The sequence below is a fragment of the Winogradskyella sp. A2 genome (genome assembly GCF_046762865.1).
Classification (GTDB): domain Bacteria; phylum Bacteroidota; class Bacteroidia; order Flavobacteriales; family Flavobacteriaceae; genus Winogradskyella.
The window spans coordinates 89033-109583 of the sequence record NZ_JBKQXM010000006.1; the positions used below are offsets into that span (position 1 = coordinate 89033).

Annotated in this window: 15 protein-coding genes; 7 read left to right on the forward strand and 8 right to left on the reverse strand. The window is 35.8% G+C overall.

Features of this window, described 5'->3' with window-relative positions; genetic code table 11:
• The first annotated feature begins 12 nt into the window (after positions 1 to 12).
• On the forward strand, positions 13 to 1227 hold the full coding sequence (locus ACFWV9_RS12415; protein ID WP_411895546.1) for a peroxiredoxin family protein: 1215 nt from the start codon (positions 13 to 15) through the stop codon (positions 1225 to 1227).
• 20 nt (positions 1228 to 1247) lie between these two features.
• Here ACFWV9_RS12415 and ACFWV9_RS12420 read toward each other — a convergent pair whose 3' ends face one another.
• A complete protein-coding gene (locus tag ACFWV9_RS12420) occupies positions 1248 to 2642 on the reverse strand; it encodes a short-chain fatty acid transporter (protein WP_411895547.1) in 1395 nt (464 codons plus the stop codon).
• Between the two features lie 184 nt (positions 2643 to 2826).
• Here ACFWV9_RS12420 and ACFWV9_RS12425 point away from each other — a divergent pair, with 184 nt between their 5' ends.
• Positions 2827 to 3915, forward strand: coding sequence for a DUF2911 domain-containing protein (locus ACFWV9_RS12425; RefSeq protein ID WP_411895548.1), 1089 nt, complete (start codon positions 2827 to 2829; stop codon positions 3913 to 3915).
• Positions 3916 to 4033: 118 nt separating this feature from the next.
• On the opposite strand, the gene recG is transcribed toward ACFWV9_RS12425, so the two are convergent.
• Positions 4034 to 6136, reverse strand: coding sequence for an ATP-dependent DNA helicase RecG (recG, locus tag ACFWV9_RS12430; RefSeq protein WP_411895549.1), 2103 nt, complete (start codon positions 6134 to 6136; stop codon positions 4034 to 4036).
• A gap of 101 nt (positions 6137 to 6237) precedes the next feature.
• On the opposite strand from recG, the gene ACFWV9_RS12435 reads away from it, so the two are divergent.
• The gene (locus ACFWV9_RS12435; protein WP_411895550.1) at positions 6238 to 8202 is read left to right on the forward strand and encodes a M1 family metallopeptidase; all 1965 of its coding nucleotides are present in this window, start codon (positions 6238 to 6240) and stop codon (positions 8200 to 8202) included.
• Entirely contained in the window at positions 8202 to 9104 is a 903-nt protein-coding gene (locus ACFWV9_RS12440; RefSeq protein WP_411895551.1) for a patatin family protein, read from the forward strand. The genes ACFWV9_RS12435 and ACFWV9_RS12440 overlap by 1 nt, the downstream gene beginning before the upstream one ends.
• Before the next feature lie 13 nt (positions 9105 to 9117).
• Here the strand turns inward: ACFWV9_RS12440 and ACFWV9_RS12445 are convergent, their stop codons facing one another.
• The 3 genes from ACFWV9_RS12445 to ACFWV9_RS12455 are packed head-to-tail and all read right to left on the reverse strand — an operon-like array spanning position 9118 to position 12494.
• The gene (locus ACFWV9_RS12445) at positions 9118 to 9639 is read right to left on the reverse strand and encodes a hypothetical protein (protein ID WP_411895552.1); all 522 of its coding nucleotides are present in this window, start codon (positions 9637 to 9639) and stop codon (positions 9118 to 9120) included.
• A gap of 15 nt (positions 9640 to 9654) precedes the next feature.
• A complete protein-coding gene (locus tag ACFWV9_RS12450) occupies positions 9655 to 11220 on the reverse strand; it encodes an FMN-binding glutamate synthase family protein (RefSeq protein WP_411895553.1) in 1566 nt (521 codons plus the stop codon).
• A gap of 5 nt (positions 11221 to 11225) precedes the next feature.
• Complete coding sequence (locus ACFWV9_RS12455; RefSeq protein ID WP_411895554.1) at positions 11226 to 12494, reverse strand: amidohydrolase; 1269 nt, start codon at positions 12492 to 12494, stop codon at positions 11226 to 11228.
• A gap of 136 nt (positions 12495 to 12630) precedes the next feature.
• Here ACFWV9_RS12455 and ACFWV9_RS12460 point away from each other — a divergent pair, with 136 nt between their 5' ends.
• The 3 genes from ACFWV9_RS12460 to ACFWV9_RS12470 are packed head-to-tail and all read left to right on the forward strand — an operon-like array spanning position 12631 to position 16213.
• The gene (locus ACFWV9_RS12460; RefSeq protein ID WP_411895555.1) at positions 12631 to 14961 is read left to right on the forward strand and encodes an ATP-dependent helicase; all 2331 of its coding nucleotides are present in this window, start codon (positions 12631 to 12633) and stop codon (positions 14959 to 14961) included.
• Positions 14962 to 14995: 34 nt separating this feature from the next.
• Positions 14996 to 15589 (forward strand): hypothetical protein, encoded by a 594-nt coding sequence (locus tag ACFWV9_RS12465; RefSeq protein WP_411895556.1) that lies wholly within the window; start codon positions 14996 to 14998, stop codon positions 15587 to 15589.
• A 3-nt stretch (positions 15590 to 15592) separates the two neighbouring features.
• On the forward strand, positions 15593 to 16213 hold the full coding sequence (locus tag ACFWV9_RS12470; RefSeq protein WP_411895557.1) for an L-threonylcarbamoyladenylate synthase: 621 nt from the start codon (positions 15593 to 15595) through the stop codon (positions 16211 to 16213).
• Here ACFWV9_RS12470 and ACFWV9_RS12475 read toward each other — a convergent pair.
• The 3 genes from ACFWV9_RS12475 to accC all read right to left on the reverse strand — a co-directional run bounded on the left by ACFWV9_RS12475 (position 16210) and on the right by accC (position 20550).
• A complete protein-coding gene (locus ACFWV9_RS12475; protein ID WP_411895558.1) occupies positions 16210 to 17421 on the reverse strand; it encodes a multidrug effflux MFS transporter in 1212 nt (403 codons plus the stop codon). The two genes, ACFWV9_RS12470 and ACFWV9_RS12475, sit on opposite strands and share 4 nt — an antisense overlap.
• Before the next feature lie 119 nt (positions 17422 to 17540).
• Positions 17541 to 19082: an acyl-CoA carboxylase subunit beta gene (locus ACFWV9_RS12480; RefSeq protein ID WP_411895559.1), complete on the reverse strand. Its 1542-nt coding sequence runs from the start codon at positions 19080 to 19082 to the stop codon at positions 17541 to 17543.
• A gap of 28 nt (positions 19083 to 19110) precedes the next feature.
• Complete coding sequence (gene accC, locus ACFWV9_RS12485) at positions 19111 to 20550, reverse strand: acetyl-CoA carboxylase biotin carboxylase subunit (RefSeq protein ID WP_411895560.1); 1440 nt, start codon at positions 20548 to 20550, stop codon at positions 19111 to 19113.
• Position 20551: the final 1 nt, after the last annotated feature.

Consider the following 20551-nt stretch of genomic DNA (forward strand, 5'->3'; position numbering starts at 1 on the left):
AGCCATTTTTAAATGAGATACATTTTAGTACTAATTGTTGCTTTAGTTTTTTGCGCTTGCCAAAATAAAAGTGACCAGAAAACACTAACATTAGGAACCTACAGAGCGGTTTTAGAAGTGCAAGACAATGAGGAATTACCGTTTAATTTTGAAGTCACATCACCACAAACCTTGAAAATATATAATGCCGAAGAAGTTATAGAAATCGATGAGGTAACCTATCGAAACGATTCTATTTTTATCATGGCACCAGTTTTTGAAGGGTATTTTGCCGGTGTTTTTGAAGGTAACCATCTCAAAGGAAGCTTTATAAAAGAAAGTTTAGACCGTGTTGTACCATTCACTGCTGAATTTAACAATAACAACCGATTTATAGGTACATCTGAAGCTTCACAAAATGTATCTGGTATTTGGGAAACGGTGTTTAGCCAAGGAATAACTGAGGATGAATATATAGCCAAAGGTATTTTTAAGCAGGATGGTGATAAGGTCACAGGAACATTTAGAACCACAACAGGAGACTATCGTTATCTTGAGGGTGTTATGGATGGTGATACCATGAAACTCTCTACTTTTGATGGTGCACATGCCTTTTTATTTACGGCCAAGGTGACGGACTCAACCATGGAAGGTAATTTCTATTCTGGTAACCACTGGAAAGAACCTTTTGTAGCCAAACGCAATGACAATTACGAACTACCAAGTGCCAACGACCTCACTTTTTTAAAGGAAGGTTATGATAGCATAGATTTTACCTTTCCGAATACAAAAGGTGAAATGGTAAGCCTTAAGGACGATAGATTTAAGGACAAGGTGGTTATTGTACAAATAATGGGTACCTGGTGCCCAAACTGTTTGGATGAAAGTAAGTATTATGCTTATTTCTACAACAATAACAAGGATAAGGATATTGAGATTGTTGCCTTAGCCTTTGAATATGCAAAAACCAAAGAGATTGCATTTAATAGAATTAATCGATTAAAATCTAGGATAGGAATCGATTACCCAATACTCTTGGCGCAATATGGCTCTTCAGATAAAGAAAAAGCCCAAGAAAAACTACCAATGCTCAACCATGTATTGTCCTACCCAACCTCTATTTTTATTGATAAAACGGGAAACGTACGTAAAATACATACTGGCTTTAATGGACCAGCAACAGGTGAAAAATACACCGAGTTTAAAACCGAATTTGAAGGCTTTGTTTCTGATTTATTGGAGGAGTAATGTTTTGAAATTGACGATTTTTAAAGCGGCACAAATGTTACCATCAAGGCCTGTATCACAAACAACACCACAAAAGGAACAAACAAATAGCCAACCACATCTCTCGCTTGTATTTTAATCCCTTTACCCATTACAGGAAATACCAATAATAAAAAGAAAGGTTGTAATAAGTTGCTTAAGCTTTCACCATAGGCAACAGATAAAGAGGCTCTTGCTACCATAGCATTAATTTCACTTGGTGAAAGACCAACACCTAATTCTTGTACCATAGTAATGATACTTGGTCCTATAACCGCAAATTCTCCTCCAGCAGATGGTATGGCAAAATTTACAACACCACCTGTTATATACGAAATAAAGGCGTAGGAATTTGGCGTTGCCACTGAAGCCAGGACCTCACTAATTTTCACACCTAATCCAGAAGCCATCATAATGCCCATAATACCTGCATAAAAAGGATACTGAAACAAAATACCAGAAATATTACTGCTAGCACGTTTCATAGCAATACTGTAGCGCATAGGTGTGATATGAAGAAATAAGCCTGCCACGATAAAAATGAAGATCATAATATTGAAATTAAGATCAAAACCTTTAGTAGCGAAGTGATACACTATGTAAATTAAACCAAATAGAGCAACACTTAGTTGCAACCACCCAGCATTATTTAAGGCATCAGATATGGCTTTATAGGGTAATTTATAGGATAAGGCTTCATTTTTAATGGTTGATTCTGAGTCTGTTTTTTCTACTATCAAATCCTTTAATTCTTTGCCATCTGATGTTTTAGGTATTAATAACCAAATGATTAGTGGTGCTACGACCACAAACAACAAAATCATTAGTGCGTTTAAGGTGGAGCCTAAACTATATCCTGTAGAAATAGTATCTGTTAGAATATTGTCAACGATTAGAAAATTATTCTCTGTATTTAATAGTAATGGAATGGAGCTAGACAAGCCACATACCCATGCATTACCTGAAAAATATACGCAGGCTATCAAAAAGGGATAGTGCATACCTTTTATTCTTAAGGCTAATTCTCTTGCCAGAATTGAGGTGACTACTACCATACCGAAACTAATCAGAGAAATCAGAATACCAAATACCATTACGATAATATAAACCTGAATTGGCTTGGTAATTTTTTTAGATAACCAATCAATGCCTTTTTTTATTGGTGGCGCTTGTGCGATACTATAAGCTGTAATAACGATTAATACGATTTGCATACCAAAGGAGAGGAGCTTCCAGAAACCATCGTACCAACCTTCTAGGATTGTAATTGGTTTAGAACTCGTAAAAATCAAGGCTAGTAATCCTGAGAGTAAGGTTAGTAATAGTGCAAATACATAGGCGCTCGGCATATATTTGGTGAAGGAATCCGTAAATTTTTGGCCTAATTTGGTGAGCATGTAAGTTGGTTTGTTTGGACTAAGATAAATTAATTTTCAAACACACATTGCCTATGTCGTTGCCATTTTGTGTCTTAATTTTATGATAATTAACAAAGTGTAAGTTCTTTTTAACATGTCCATAACAGCGTTGCTTTTATAATCCGAGTAATTTGGTAGTACTACTAAACAAAATCAAATAAAAATGAGAGCAACAATTACTTCACTATTAATGTGTTTAGTGCTGTGTTTTTCTTTAACAGCAAGTGCACAATTATTTACACCGCGAGGAAGTCAGATGGCTTCTGTGATGCAACGCGTAGGAACAACGGACATTACCATAACCTATTCTAGGCCTAGTGTCAATGAGAGAGAAATTTGGGGAAAACTAGTACCGTTTGGCCTCAACAATCTTGGATTTGGAACATCAACTGAAGCACCTTGGCGTGCTGGTGCCAACGAAAACACTACCATTTCATTTACTAACGACGTTAGTATAGGTGGGAAAACTGTAGCGGCAGGTACATATGGACTTCATATTAATGTTAAGGATATTGAGAATGCAACAATCATCCTATCAAAAGATACAGAAGCTTGGGGAAGTTACTTTTACGACCCAGCAAAAGATGCTTTAAAAGTTGATGTAAAGCTAGTAGAAACTCCACATACTGAATTATTGACCTATAGTTTTGATGAGGTGAGTGCAAATTCTGCTGTAGCTTCATTGAAATGGGAAAAAAAGGCCATTCCGTTTAAAATTGAAGTAGATGTTACCAATATAGTCATGGATCAATTGCGTTCTCAGCTTAAAGGACAAAAAGGATTTACACGTCAAAATTGGGAACAAGCTGCAAATTTTGCTTTGAACAATGGTGGCGATTTAGATGAAGCGCTTGCTTGGATTAATGGTGCGCTAGAAGGTAATTTCTTTAGCGAAAAAACCGTTAATGGCTTAGCGACAAAAGCGCAGATCCTTATGAAAAAAGGTGATAAGGAAGGTTTTGGTACTACAATGGATGAAGCTTCAACCATGGCAAATGCCAATCAATTAAATAGAATGGGTAATTATATGTTGAGTATTGAAGATCATGATAGGGCGTTAAAATATTACAATATGAATTTAAAAAGCGACCCTAAGAATCCGACTTGGCACAATAGTGTTGCAGCAGCCTATAAAGCAAAAGGCAATACAAAAACAGCAATAAAACATTATAAAAAGGCATTGGCCTTAAAGCCATCTGAAAGAGATAAAACAAGATCTGAAAAAGCACTTAAGGAATTAGGCGCATTATAATATAACATATTCATCATCAAAACACGTTTAGTTACTGTTTTGGAAGGCCTGGTTGTAGTTGGTACCAGGCCTTTTTTTGTTTATGAAATAGAGGTTGTTTCATTTAATACCAATTCGTTTAACTGATATAATTCCAGATATTTCTGTACTTACTCATATGACGATATGTGTAAAGAATCGCCTTGTTTTCTGGCAATGCCAAACTAGGATCGATTTTCAATGTGTTTTTAGCCATAAACCGAGCTTGTTCTAAAATAGCCCTGTCCTTAACGATATCCGCAATTCTGAGATTTAATACACCACTTTGTTGTGTTCCCATAATATCACCTGGACCACGAAGCCTTAAATCTACTTCGGCAATTTCAAATCCGTCATTAGACCGTACCATGGTTTCGAGTCTGGTTTTACTGTCGTTACTGAGTTTGTGACTGGTCATAAGGATGCAATAACTCTGTTCTGCACCACGACCAACGCGACCACGAAGTTGGTGTAACTGGGATAAACCAAACCGCTCTGCACTTTCAATAACCATTACTGAGGCGTTAGGTACGTTAACACCAACTTCTATTACTGTAGTAGCAACCATAATATTGGTTTCACCTTTAGCGAAGCGCTGCATTTCATAATCTTTATCGCTTGCTTTCATTTTACCGTGAACTATGGAAATTTGATATTGGGGCAAAGGAAACTCACGAGAGATACTTTCGTAGCCATCCATTAAATCCTTATAATCCATTTTTTCACTTTCTTGAATTAAAGGATAAACCACATATACCTGTCTGCCTTTTGCGATTTCATCTTTAATGAATTTAAAAACATTAAGTCTATTATTATCATACCGATGAACCGTTTTTATCGGTTTTCTACCAGATGGTAATTCGTCAATAATCGAAATATCCAAGTCGCCATAAACAGACATGGCTAAGGTTCTTGGAATTGGGGTTGCAGTCATGACCAGTACATTAGGAGGAAACTCATTTTTATGCCACAATTTTGATCTTTGTGCGACGCCAAAACGATGCTGTTCGTCAATAATTGCGAGTCCTAAATTTTTGAATTTTACCTTGTCTTCGAGTAGGGCATGAGTACCAACTAAGATCTGTAAACTCCCATTTTCTAGATTTTCATGAATTTCCTTTCTTTCTGAAGTTTTACTTGAACCAGTAAGTAATGAAATACTGATTTTCAGTTTATTACATAATTCACTTAATCCATTGTAGTGTTGGACTGACAAAATTTCAGTCGGAGCCATTAAACAACATTGAAAACCGTTATCAAGCCCCATGAGCATTGACATAAAAGCAACTATGGTCTTCCCAGAACCCACATCACCTTGCAATAGTCGGTTCATTTGCGCATTACTACCTAAATCTGCTCTGATTTCTTTCAAAACACGTTTCTGTGCATTGGTTAATTCAAATGGTAAATGGTCTTTATAAAAGGTATTGAAATAGTCGCCAACTTTTTCAAATTTGAAGCCTTTGATTTTTGATTTATGAATGAGGTTTTTCAGAATTAATTGCAACTGAATGTAAAATAATTCTTCAAATTTTAATCGGAATTGCGATCTTGAAAGTAGCTCTGGAGATTTCGGAAAATGTATATTAAAAAGAGCTTCAGATTTCGTAATTAATTTTAATTCACCCAGAATAGAATTGGATAATGTCTCTACAAATTGTCCCTTCGTTTCCAGAAAAAGCTGTTGCATTATTTTGGTAACTACGCGATTAGTAATTCCTTTATTAGATAATTTTTCTGTAGAAGGATATATGGCTTGCATGGCAGAACGTAAATTCTTTTCATGTTCATCCAATAATTCCAATTCAGGATGCGGCATGCTAAATTTACCATTATACCAATTGGTTTTACCAAAAATGACATAAGGCACGCCGGTTTTAAGACTTTCTCTAATCCATTTTTGTCCTCTAAACCAAACCAGTTCCATCATTCCATTTTCGTCCTTAAAGTCTGCAACAAGGCGTTTACCTCGCTTTTGTGCAACTTCTCTAAATCCTACAATAGTACCAATAACTTGCACTTCAGCATTATTACGCTGAAGCTCATTGATCTTATAATACTTTGTACGGTCTATATAGCGATTGGGAAATAGGTTGATGAGGTCTTGATAGGTATGAATACCAAGTTCTGAGCGTAGTAAATCCGCCCGATTGGGGCCAACACCTTTGAGGTAGTCTATTGGAGTTTGCAGATTCACACTCATAGTTGCGAATTTACTCATTTTACGTGTAAAAAGGAATCGCAATTGTTATGGAAAATGACTAAAATTCGTACTTTGGCGTTATCCTTGTATAGTTTCAAACAATGAAAAGAATTCTCATAATTTTTACAATCTTAAGTCATGTCATATGTTATGGGCAACAAATTGAGTATGTTGATTTCACTCAGGGTTTGGCGAAAGTAAAAATTATTCCAGATTCTGGTATGGTGACTGGTCTGGTAGCCTACAGGTTTGATGTTGTCAAGTCAATAGATTCAATTTTTATCGATGCCAGAAATTTAAATATTCAAGATGTTTATTTGAATAATCAACAGGCTTCCTTTGTTTATAAAGACAATAAAGTTGTTGTAAAACAACCTTTTAGTCCATCTATAGAAAATGAAATACGGATTCGATATTATGTAAAGCCAAAGAAAGCCTTGTATTTCTTAAACCGTGATGAAGAATGGAATATTTGGACACAAGGTCAGGGAAAATATACTAGTAATTGGTTACCTAGTTTCGATGATGTGAATGAAAAGATTGTATTCAGTTTTAATTTTGAGGTTCCAAAAGATTATAATGTGATATCGAATGGAAAATTGATAGCTAAAAAGGAGGGTCAAACCGGATGGAATCAATGGTCATATCAAATGGATAGAGCCATGTCTAGCTATCTTTGTGCATTTGCAATTGGTAAATACAACAACAAAACAGAAACCTCTAATAGCGGAATCCCTTTAGAATATTATTTTTATCCAGAAGATTCGTTAAAGGTAGAGCCAACCTATCGCTATAGTAAACGTATGTTCGATTTTTTGGAGGATGAAATAGGATTTGCCTATCCTTGGCAGAATTACAAGCAAGTACCTGTGCATGACTTCTTATACGCAGGTATGGAAAATACCAGTTGTACTATTTTTTCGGATGCCTTTGTAGTAGATTCTATTGGCTTTAATGACAAAAATTATATTAATGTTAATGCTCATGAACTAGCACACCAGTGGTTTGGCAATTTAGTGACTGCAACTTCAGGAGAACATCACTGGTTGCAAGAAGGATTTTCTACTTATTATGCTTTATTGGCTGAGCGTGACATTTTTGGAGATGACTATTATCATTTTAAGCTTTATGAATCTGCCGTAGATTTGGGTCGGCAAGATATAGCAGGTCAGGGTACATCGCTTTTAAATCCAAAATCGAGTAGTTTAACCTTTTATCAGCGTGGTGCATGGGTGCTTTTTGCTTTAAGGGAAAAAGTAGGTGATCAAGTATTTAAACAGGCAGTGAAGAATTATCTCAATAAACATGCGTATGGTACGGCACAAACCTCTGATTTTATTAGAGAGGTAGAAGTTTTAGCCAAAATTAATCTTAACTCTTTTGTTAATACTTGGATTGTCGATGAGAAGTTTCCTGCATATAAAGCTATTGATTTGTTAAAGGCAAAATCTACTTTTATTCAAGAGTATCTTATGGTAGATTGCCAGGCAAAATCTGCAAAGTGTTCTGAATATTTAAAATACGATGTTTCTGATGAAGCCAAGATTAAGGTGATTTCGCAGGCTCCGGAATTGGTTACAAATGATACATTTAAAAGTGGTTTAAAGGTAAGGCAGGCGATTGCGCAACATCTTACCATTATTCCAAAAGATTTAAAAGAAGCCTACGAATCTTTGTTAGACGACCAGTCATACATAACAATTGAAAGAGCATTGTATAATTTATGGGTTAATTTTCCTTTAGAACGTGCAAAGTATTTGTCCAAAACCAGATTTATAGATGGGTTTAATGATAAAAATGTACGATTGTTATGGATTATTTTGAACCTTAATACACCATATTACCAAGCTGAGAGCAATCAAGAGCTTTATGCTGAACTATTAGGATATACAGAAGAAAAACATAATGCTGATTTGCGAATAAACGCTTTTCAATATTTAAAGCTTATAAAAGGCTGTGATGATATGTGTAAAAGCAATCTTGAAAACGCTAAGTCTCATCATAATTGGAGATTAGTTAAGTTTGCAAAAGAACTTAGTCAACAACTAGAAGAAAATAAAGATTAATGCGTGCTTTAGTTATTTCAGGTGGTGGTAGTAAAGGTGCATTTGCAGGTGGTGTAGCTCAATATCTCATGCAAGAAGAAGGGAGAGAGTACGACATGTTTCTGGGAACTTCTACTGGTAGTCTTCTAGTACCTCATTTGGCTGTAGGAAAAATTGAAAAATTGTACGGTATCTTCACTAATGTGCAACAGCAAGATATTTTTAGTATAAGTCCTTTTGTGCAACGTAAAAAGGGTAATAGGGAATATGTGTCCATAGATTTCATCAACTCGTTATGGCAATTTATCCGTTTGAAACGGACATTTGGAGAAAGTAAAGCACTTAAGCGCAATATTAGGAGGAATTTTACCGAAGACGAGTTCAATAAAATTAAAGAGATTCGACATGATGTTGTGGTTACGGTTTCTAATCTTTCTATGAATAGAGTAGAGTATAAGTCAATTAAAGATTGTACTTATGAGGAATTTTGTAATTGGATATGGATTTCATGTAATTATATTCCCTTCATGTCTTTGGCGGTTGTCAATGGGCACGAATATGCAGATGGAGGCTTAGGAAGCGTTATTCCGATAAGAGAAGCGATTTTACGCGGTGCTACAGAAGTTGATGCAGTGGTTTTGGAGGCTGAGACCATGAATAGGCAGAAAGTGTTAGGTAAAAACCCGTTTTCTTTAATGATTAGTTTGTTTGGACACTTGCTCAATCAAGTGGAGCGAAATGATATTGTAATAGGAAAATTAGCAGCTAAGAACAGAGGTGTAAAGTTGAATCTGTATTACACACCAACCTCGCTAACGGAAAACTCTTTGATTTTTAGTAAGCGACTAATGGAAAAATGGTGGCAACAAGGCTTTGACTATGCCAAACAGAAACACTCTGGTGTTTTAAAAAAGTCAAGTTAAATTAATGGTAGGTCTACCACATTTCACCAACCTCTTCTTTAATAAATGCTAGTGCAGTATTACTAGGTGCTTGCTTGTCCATTAATTCGGTCAAAACAACTTCTCTTAGTTTATTAGCTGTATCTGTTTTTTCCTTCATTGTAGCTTTGCGTATCAGTTGAATTGTGGCGTTTTTTGCACCTCTAATAACGTTCCAACATTCATCACTAACATAGATTTGTTGTGATATATTATGTTCAAATTCTTGTTCAATTGTCGCTATAAGTAAAGATTCGTAATCTTCTTTATTTGAAGTATTTGGATTAGTTCTAGTAAGTAATTTTGAAGGTGAAATCCGTTCTAAAAAAAGTACCATACGTTCATACGCTTGAAGCCTTAATGGAAAGGCTTCTTTTTGCATGCTTTTTTGAAGCATAAACCGTCTTCGGCTATTTTCATTTTCAACATGTTGCTTAAAGAAATAATAGGCAATTACAGCGACAATAATTGCTGGTAAAAGACTTAAGGCAACCTCTAAGAGTTTATCTATATCCATTTAAATTTATTGTTTTTAGTTGTTGGAATAATTACCGCCAAGATACTGACATTCTTTTAAACTTTTCATACCATTAAACTCAACAGGTGTTTTTTCATATTTAAAGGTTTGATCAAATTCTTTGCTTAAATGGTGGTCATCTACATTCATTTCTATATCATCCATATCAAATTGACAAGGATGCTCATAACCTGAAGCATGTGAAATTTCAATGACCTCTTTTTTAAATGTATTAAAGTATTGGGCTAGTCGCTCTGATTTAAGCGGCACGTTAATACCGTTTTGTAACCATTTGTTTTGTGTTGCGATACCTGTAGGGCAACGATTAGTATGGCAAATCTGTGCTTGTATACAACCAATACTCATCATAGCTTCTCGGGCAACATTTATACAATCTACTCCCATAGCAAATGCCATAGCGGCTTTTGCGGGGAAACCTAGTTTACCACTACCAATAAATACAATGCGCTCTGTTAATCCATAATTTTGAAAAAGTTTATAAATATCACTGAAGCCATATACCCAGGGTAAAGATACATGGTCTGCAAAACTAGGTGGTGCGGCACCTGTACCTCCTTCACCACCATCAACAGTAATAAAGTCCGGACCTTGATTTTTGGTTTTCATGATCTGTGCAAGTTCTTCCCATTGTTCAAGTTTTCCAATAGCAGCTTTTATACCTACGGGTAATCCAGTAGCTTCAGCAATAGCTTCAACAAAATCAACAAGTTCAGGGACATTAGAAAATGCTTTGTGATTTGGAGGTGACAATACATCTTTACCTACTTCAACGCCTCTTATTTTGGCAATTTCTTTTGATATTTTCTTTCCTGGCAATACACCACCCTTCCCAGGTTTAGCACCTTGGGATAGTTTTACTTCAATAGCACGGATAAATGGATTGTCTTCAACAAGCTTAATCAATTTCTCCATTGCAAAACCACCATCATCAGAACGGACACCAAAATAACCTGTCCCAAAATGAAAAATAACATCACCACCATTGCTGTGATAAGGTGAAAGACCACCTTCACCAGTGTTGTGATAAGCATTGGCAATTTTCACACCTTTATTTAGGGATTCTACAGCCTTAGCAGATAAAGAGCCAAAACTCATTGCAGAGACATTAATAATTGATGCTGGTCTGTATGGTTTTCTTCTTTTATTATAGATTCCCATTACTTTGGCACAAGGCACAAAGGTTTTATCAATAGCATTGGGATGATCCTTATCAATTTGGTACGGCATCATAGCATTATTGATGAAAATATGCTGGTGTGCGTAGATGTCTCGGTCAGTACCAAAACCTTCGTAGTTATTTTCTTTTTTGGCTGAAGCATATATCCAACTTCTTTCAATTCGATTGAATGGTAATTCTTCCCTGTTATTCGCAACAAAATATTGGCGCATTTCAGGACCAATACTTTCAAGCAGGTATCTTAAATGACCAATAATCGGAAAGTTGTGACTTACGGTATGTTTACGTTGAAAAAATACATCTCTAATGGCTACAATAGCCAAAATAATAACAATCCATAGCCACCAAGGGATCGCGCCAAGATATTCTAATGCCGCATTCATTATTTTTAATTATTTAAATAGTCTAAGGTAATCTGAGTAAATGCTCTAACGCCTAATAGCATTCCATTATCGTCTATTTTAAAATCTGGTGTGTGGTGAGGAAAAACTTCTGTTTCACCAGGAGTCATACCACCTAAAAAGAAATAAACACCAGGAACTAATTCTTGAAAATATGAGAAGTCTTCACCACCTGTGGTAGCTTTCATTAGTTGTACATTTTCTTCACCAGCTACCGTATGCAACGATGGCAATATTTGAGCTGTTAATTCGGGATCGTTATAGGTAACTACAGTATTGTTTTGCCATTCAATAGTTGCTTTACCGCCATAGGCATTTGCAATATCAGAAGCCATTTCATTCATGCGTTTCATTATGAGTTGACGCATATCTTCATCTAAAGTTCTTACGGTTCCAATCATTTCTGCTGACTCTGGTATAATATTAAATCTTGTACCAGCTGTTATTTTACCAACGGTTATAACTGCAGGAGCCTCAATTAAACGAGATTCTCGAGATATTATAGTTTGAAACCCATCGATGATTTTGGCAGAGATAAGGACTGGATCTACACCAGACCATGGTTGAGAACCATGTGTTTGTTTACCTTCTACTTTAACAACAAATCGCTCAACTGCGGCCATGATTCCTTCAGTTTTGTATTTTATTGTACCAACCGGCGTTTCAGAATTTATATGAAGGCCAAAAATAGCATCTACCTTTGGATTTTCTAATACCCCTTCTTTAATCATAAGTTTGGCACCACCTTCTTCTCCGGGTGGTGGTCCTTCTTCAGCTGGTTGAAAAATAAACTTTATGGTTCCATTTATTTTGTCCTTATGTTTTGATAAAACTTCTGCGGTGGCCATTAAAATCGCAATATGAGTATCATGGCCACAAGCATGCATTACACCTGTTTCTGTATTAAGAAATGTGGTTCGTACTTCTGATTTAAATGGTAAATTGTTGCGTTCAGTAACTGGTAGTGCATCGATGTCTGCCCGTAATGCTACAACTTTACCAGGATTATCGCCTTCAAGAAGTCCTACAACTCCAGTTTTAGCAACGTTTGTTTCAACTTTTAACCCCAGTAATTTTAAATGTTCGGCAATTTTTTCAGCAGTTTTAAATTCGCGGTTTGATAACTCAGGATTTTGGTGAAAATGGTGTCGCCATTCAATTAATTTGCCTTCAATGTCCAAAATATCTTGTTCTAGAGAATTTTGAGCAAATGATATAGAACAGGTGACAAGGAGCAGGGATAAAAGTACTTTCATGTTTTAAGAATAAATTTTCACTAATATATTGAAATTTGATCAATAAAAATCTTGATACATTGTTTATAATTATTAATTGAAATACATGGATAAACCTAATACAATACTTAATTTCACATTTCTTAAAAAATAACAATTGGAGAAGTATTTAAGTCAACTTAATGATGCACAATTAGCGCCAACTTTACAAAAGGATGGCCCTATGATTGTTATTGCTGGTGCAGGATCTGGAAAAACGAGGGTCTTAACATATCGTATTGCTCATCTAATGAGTCAAGGTGTTGATGCCTTTAATATTTTGGCACTTACTTTTACAAATAAGGCAGCACGTGAGATGAAGGGCAGAATTGCTCAAATAGTTGGTGAAAGTGAGGCCAAGAATTTATGGATGGGTACGTTTCACTCCGTCTTTGCTAAGATACTTCGGTTTGAAGGTCATCATTTAGGGTTTCCAAGTAATTTTACCATTTATGATACACAAGATTCGCAAAAACTTTTAGGTTCAATAATCAAGGAAATGGGACTTGATAAGGATATTTATAAAACCAAACAGGTTTATAGTAGAATTTCATCATATAAAAATAGTCTTATCACTGTAAAGGCATATTTTAATAATCCTGAGCTAATTGAAGCCGATGCCATGGCAAGACGGCCTCGAATGGGCGAAATCTATGCAGAGTATGTAGAGCGTTGCTTTAAGGCAGGTGCAATGGATTTTGATGATTTGTTGTTGCGCACCAATGAGTTACTGACACGATTTCCGAATGTGCTGGCACAATACCAGAATAAGTTCAGGTATATTTTAGTAGATGAGTATCAGGATACCAATCATTCACAGTACCTGATTGTAAGAGCACTTTCAGACCGATTTCAAAATATTTGTGTGGTAGGTGATGATGCGCAGAGTATATATGCCTTTCGTGGTGCCAACATTAATAATATTCTGAATTTTCAGAAGGATTATGATGATGTTAATGTCTATCGTTTAGAGCAGAATTATCGCTCTACAAAAATGATAGTAGGTGCCGCTAATTCTGTAATTGAACACAACAAGACAAAACTAGACAAAATCGTTTGGACTGCAAATGAAGAGGGTGAAAGGGTCATTGTGCATCGCTCTATGACAGATGGTGATGAAGGCCGCTATGTAGCGAATACCATTTGGGAAACCAAAATGAACCAACAATTACCTAATAGTGATTTTGCTGTTTTATATAGAACAAATGCACAATCGCGTGCAATTGAAGATGCTTTAAGAAAACGAGATATTCCATATCGAATTTATGGTGGCTTGTCTTTCTATCAACGCAAAGAAATAAAAGATGTAACGGCTTATTTAAGGTTAATTCTTAATTCGTCAGATGAAGAGGCGTTAAAACGAGTTATAAACTATCCTACAAGAGGTATTGGACAAACAACCGTAGATAGGCTGGTTGTTGCGGCGAATGCGACAGGGAGGACTATTTATGATGTTATGAAGGATATCGATACGGTTTCCATCAATATTAATAATGGTACAAAAAATAAACTCAGGGATTTTGTGACACTTATTGAGAGCTATAAGGTGATGAATCAAACCGCAAATGCCTTTGATCTTGCAGAGCATGTCACCAAAACCAGTGGATTATTAAGAGAGCTCAATAAGGACGGAACACCAGAAGGTGTTACCCGAATGGATAATGTTCAAGAATTATTAAACGGTATCAAAGATTTTGTTGAAGGTCAAATAGAACTGGCAGATGCTGGTGATTCTTTAGCGGAGTTTTTAGAAGACATAGCATTGGCGACAGATTTAGATGGTGATAAAGGCGACCCTAATCATGTAGCGTTGATGACAATTCATTTGGCAAAAGGATTAGAGTTTTCACATGTGTTTATAGTTGGAATGGAGGAAGATCTCTTCCCTAGTGCTATGAGCATGAATACACGTAGCGAGCTCGAAGAAGAAAGACGATTATTCTATGTAGCATTGACACGCGCTGAGAAGCAAGCTTATTTAACTTACACGTTATCTCGTTACCGTTGGGGAAAATTAATCGATGCAGAACCCAGTAGGTTTATTGAAGAAGTTGACGATAAGTTTGTAAATATTACAACACCATTGAAGGAGCAACGTTTTAACCCAATGTTAGATGCTTCAATTTTTGGAGACATAGAACCGAACAAAGTTCGTTTTGCAAAACCTAAATCACCAAAGTTTCAAAAGAAAGCACAGAAAAAGAAACCAGAAAATTTTATAATCAGTACGCCTAAAAAGTTAAAACCTGTGAGCAAGACTAATGGTTCAACTAATTTATTCGATACTAAACTTATCGTTGGCAATGTGGTAAACCATCAACGTTTTGGCAGAGGAGAGGTAATGAAAATTGAGGGTACTGGTGGTGATTTAAAAGCTGAAATTAAATTTGAAAATGGTGACACTAAAAAGTTGTTACTTCGTTTTGCTAAGCTAGAAATAATAGGATAATCATTATCTTTAGTATTAAACCATTTACATAAAAATGAAAACATTAATTTATTTTCTAGTATTTTTTCAATTTGCTTGTGTATATGCGCAGCCACCCAGTGGTGGAAGACGAGGCAATCCCAATCAATCTCAAAGTAATGGTACTAGGGAGATTCAAAAATTTGAATCCCAGAAGTTTGCTGGTATTCTAGAATATGATTCAAAAAAAACATTAAAAAAGTTAAAGCTCAAAAAATCTGATTCCGTATCTCCAATTGTTGTTGCTAAAATTGAGAATCATAATCTTCAAATGAATAAAATCAAGACTGAAAACAAGGATTTATTTGAAGGATTGGATATCGTGGTAAACCAGAATATGGAAATTGCTAGGTCGACCCAGAATAGAGAGTTAATGAGGGAAACCATGACAATGGTTAGAGAGAAACTACAACCAATACAAGATCATATAAGAAGTGATGAAGAAGAATTAAACAATCAGTTGAAAGCATTGTTAAATGGAGATCAAAACGAAAAGTGGTTAAAATATCAAAAGGCTGAAAAGGAAAAAGAAATGCCAAGAAGAAGAGGAGATGATGCAAGGAACAGACCTGATAATTATAACAACCAAACCAGAAGACGTAGAGGATAGAAAATGGCAGAATACGTTAAAATATATCCTGAAAATCCAAACCCAAAAGCAATTCAAAAGGTTGTTGATGTCTTGCAAAAAGGGGGATTAGTAATTTACCCAACAGATACGGTTTATGGATTAGGCTGTGATATCACTAACATTAAGGCCTTAGAGCGAATAGCCAAAATTAAAGGGGTGAAATTAGAAAAGTCTAACTTCTCTTTTGTTTGTGAAGATTTAAGCAATCTTAGCGATTATGTAAAGCAAATTGATACCACCACATTTAAAATTTTAAAACGAGCATTACCTGGAGCTTACACATTCATTTTGCCAGGTTCTAAAAACTTGCCAAACCCATTTAAAAAGCGAAAAACTGTTGGAATTAGAGTGCCAGATAATTCTATAGCTTTGGCGCTTGTTTCTGCCTTAGGTCATCCAATAGTTTCCACTTCTATTAGGGATGAAGACGATATCATTGAATATACCACTGATCCAGAGCTTATTCATGAAAAATGGGACAACTTGGTAGATATTGTTATCGATGGAGGTTATGGTGGTAATGAAGCTTCAACAATAATTGACCTTTCTGAAAATCCACCTGTAATATTAAGAGAGGGTAAGGGGAGTTTGGAGATCTTCTAAGTAACTTTAATTAATTTTGAAACCCAATTACTGTTGGCATAAAATAGTAGCAGTGAAATTGAACCACACACTAGAAAACCAATAAAAAGCGGTTGTACAGAATCTTCTATATAACTACCAATATAATCTGCTATAGGTACTGCCATTACTGTTGAAATAAAACCATTCAATGCTGATCCAATTCCAGCTATGTGACCCATAGGTTCCATAGCTAAAGCACGTAGATTACCAAATAAGAATCCAATTGTGAAGAATTGAATAGCAAAGAATCCGATTAACACTTCAATGCTTGGATTGTTACCACCAGAGAACATCAATAAGAAGATGAGAGACGTTAAAATGAAACTTACCATTGCAATATGCACAATGGTTTTCATGCCATATTTTACGACTAATTGACTGTTCATGAAAGTTGCAAGACCTACAGAAATTGCTAAGCTCGCAAAAATCAGAGGGAATTCATCAGCAAGATTATATTGTTTTTCAAAAATCTGTTGCGAGGTGCTGAGGTAAACCATAAATGAGCCAGTTATAAAACCTGATAGCAGTGTGTATATTACCGCAGATTTTATTCTGAAAAATTGTACAGTACCAGTTTTGAAAATTGTCAGTCTGTATGGAATTCGATATTTATCTTTTAAGGTTTCAGGCTGTCTTAACCAGAACCATATGATTACTATAGCTCCAAATAATAATGTAAAAGTGAAAATAAACTGCCAGTTATAATGATTCATTAAAAACTGTCCGAGCGTAGGCGCCACGACAGGTACAAGAATAAAAACCATAACAACAATTGATAGTATTTTCGCCATATAATCACCTTCGTAGGAATCTCGGACCATAGCAATACACATTGTTCTGGGTGATGCAAGACCAACACCTTGTAACACCCTACCAAATAGCATCATTTCAAAGTTTTTTGTTGTAATGCAAATAATAGAAGCGATAACAAAAAGTATAAAGCCAGCATAGACTATTGGTTTTCTACCAAAACTATCTGAAAGCGGTCCAAAGATCAATTGTCCAAAGCCGAGTCCTAAAAAGATAGAAGTTATCAACTTAGGATTATCTAAAGGACTTGTTACGCTTAAATATTCGCCAATCATAGGTAATGCAGGAAGAACTGCATCTATTGACAACGCTACGATAGACATTAACGCAGCCATTAAGACGACAAATTCAAACTGTGAGCGCTGTTGGTTTTGCATTGTGCAAAAGTAAGCTAATTATAAAGTGTAGGTCATAGACTTTATAATAATCATAACATAAAAAGACCTTTTAAACTTTAAGGTCTAAAAGGTCTTTAAATTAACAATTGATTAATTAGTTATAGTGGGATATTTCCGTGCTTCCGTTTAGGTTTATTCACTTCCTTATTTTCTAGCATATTAAATGCTTTAATTAGTTTGCGCCTTGTATTTTTTGGTAAAATTACTTCATCGATGTAACCACGTTCCGCGGCACTATATGGGTTTGCGAATAACTCGGCATATTCTGCTTCTTTTTCTTTCCACTTTTCTTCTGGATCATCAGCCGAAACAATTTCACGTTTAAAAATAATTTCTGCGGCACCTTTTGCACCCATAACTGCAATCTCTGCATTTGGCCATGCAAAATTCATATCGGCTCCAATATGCTTAGAATTCATAACATCGTAGGCACCACCATAAGCTTTACGTGTAATTACGGTCACTCTAGGCACAGTAGCTTCACTAAAGGCATACAGTAATTTTGCACCGTTAACAATAATACCATTCCATTCTTGGTCTGTTCCAGGTAAGAATCCTGGTACATCTTCTAATACAAGAAGTGGTATGTTAAAACAATCACAGAAACGAACAAATCGAGCGCCTTTCTTAGAACTATCAACGCCTAATACACCAGCCAAGAACATAGGTTGATTTGCCACAATACCGACAGATTTACCTCCTAATCTTGCAAAACCAACTATAATGTTTTCTGCATAATCTTTATGAATTTCATAGAAAGAATCTTCATCAATAATACCTTCAATAACCTGATGCATGTCATAAGGCTTATTAGAGTTTTCAGGCACAATTTCTGATAAGCTCTCACGAACTTCATCTTCTAGTTTAAATTCTATATCATGAGGAAACTCTCTATTGCTTTGTGGTAAATAACTCAGCAGTTTCTTTACATCTTCCAAGCATTCAATATCATTTGCAGAAGTTTTATGAGCTACACCAGATTTTGTGGAATGTACACTGGCACCACCTAATTCTTCGCTCGTTACTTCTTCATTGGTTACTGTTTTCACCACATTTGGTCCAGTTACAAACATGTAGCTCGTATCCTGAACCATAATGGTAAAGTCAGTCATTGCTGGAGAATACACAGCACCACCTGCACAAGGCCCCATAATTGCTGAAATTTGAGGAATTACGCCAGAAGCTTGTACATTTCTGTAAAAAATATCTGCATAACCTCCTAATGAACGTACACCTTCTTGGATACGTGCACCACCAGAATCATTCAATCCAATTATTGGAGCACCCACATTTACAGCCATATCCATAATCTTACAGATTTTTTCGGCATGGGTTTCCGACAGAGACCCACCAAAAACTGTAAAGTCTTGAGCAAAAACATAGATTAATCGGTTATTAACTGTACCATAGCCAGTAACAACACCATCGCCATAAAACTTTTGATTTTCCATACCAAAGTCTTTTGTTCTGTGTGTTACTAAAGCTCCAATTTCCTCAAAAGAGCCTTCATCTAATAGGTAAAGAATACGTTCTCTAGCCGTTAGTTTTTTCTTTTGGTGTTGTTTGTCTATTCTGGATTGACCACCACCAAGCTTTGATAGTTCAATTCTTTTATTGAGTTCTTTTATTTTGGTATCCATTGCTGTCTAATTTTTAGTGATGAAGAAATTAATCAACTATTCTTAATAGCTTTTGATCTTCTAAATATTGTTTCAGTGCTAGCTGCGCTGCCAATTTTGCTTCGGATTTTATAGCCTCTTCGAGTATACTAGGTGAGTAGTAATTTTTTACAAAATGTGTATCAAAATTACCGCTTCTAAAGGCCTCGTGCTTACAAACAAATCTTCCGAAAGGTAACGTGGTCCTTACACCTTTAACATGATAGTTATCAATAGCATAAATCATCCATTCAATAGCTTCACTTCTGGTTTTTCCATAAGTTATAAGCTTTGATAGCATAGGATCATAATAAATTGGAATATCCATACCTTCTTCAAAACCGTTATCTACACGAACATGTTCTCCGGTAGGTAATTGATAGACTTCTAAGTTGCCAACACTTGGTAAGAAGTCGTTCATTGGATCTTCGGCATAAACACGCAGCTCTACTGCATGACCATTAATTTTTAAATCTGCTTGTTTTATTTTAAGTTCTTCCCCACGTGCTACATTGATTTGTAATTCAACCAAATCCACTCCAGTAATCCATTCTGAAACTGGATGCTCAACTTGAAGTCGCGTATTCATTTCCAAGAAATAGAAATTGTGGTCTGCGTCCATTAAGAATTCCACTGTGCCAGCTCCGATATAATCACAAGATCTTGCAACATTAATTGCTGCTTGACCCATTTTTGCTCTTAACTGAGGCGTGAGAATTGAAGACGGCGCTTCTTCTACAACCTTTTGGTGTCGTCTTTGTATGGAACATTCACGCTCAAAAAAGTGTAAATAATTACCATGCATATCTGCCATAACTTGTATTTCGATATGTCTTGGTGAAGTCACATATTTTTCAATAAATACAGAACCATCACCAAAAGCGGATTTAGCTTCACTTATGGCTCTATTCATCTGAGATTCAAGGTCAGATTCTTTATCCACGATTCGCATACCTTTTCCGCCACCACCTGCTGCGGCTTTTATAAGAATAGGAAACCCGATATCTTTTGCAACCTTAATGGCTTCTTTTGGATCTGTAATAGCGTGGTCTACACCTGGAACCATAGGGATGTTGTAATCCTTAACGGCATCTTTGGCGGCCAATTTATCACCCATCATTTTAATGGCTTTCGATCTAGGACCAATAAAAATAATATCATTGGCTTCACAAAGTTCTGCGAAGTCTGCATTTTCACTTAAAAAACCATATCCTGGATGTATAGCATCTACATTTAAAGATTTTGCAACTTCAATTATTTTATCGCCTCGTAAGTACGATTCGCTTGATGGTGCTGGACCAATACAAACTGCTTCACCAGCATATTTAACATGTGGAGCATGTCTATCTACTTCAGAAAAAACGGCGACTGTTTTTATACCCATTTGTTTAGCGGTTCGCATAACTCGTATGGCTATCTCACCGCGGTTGGCAACTAATATTTTTTTCATC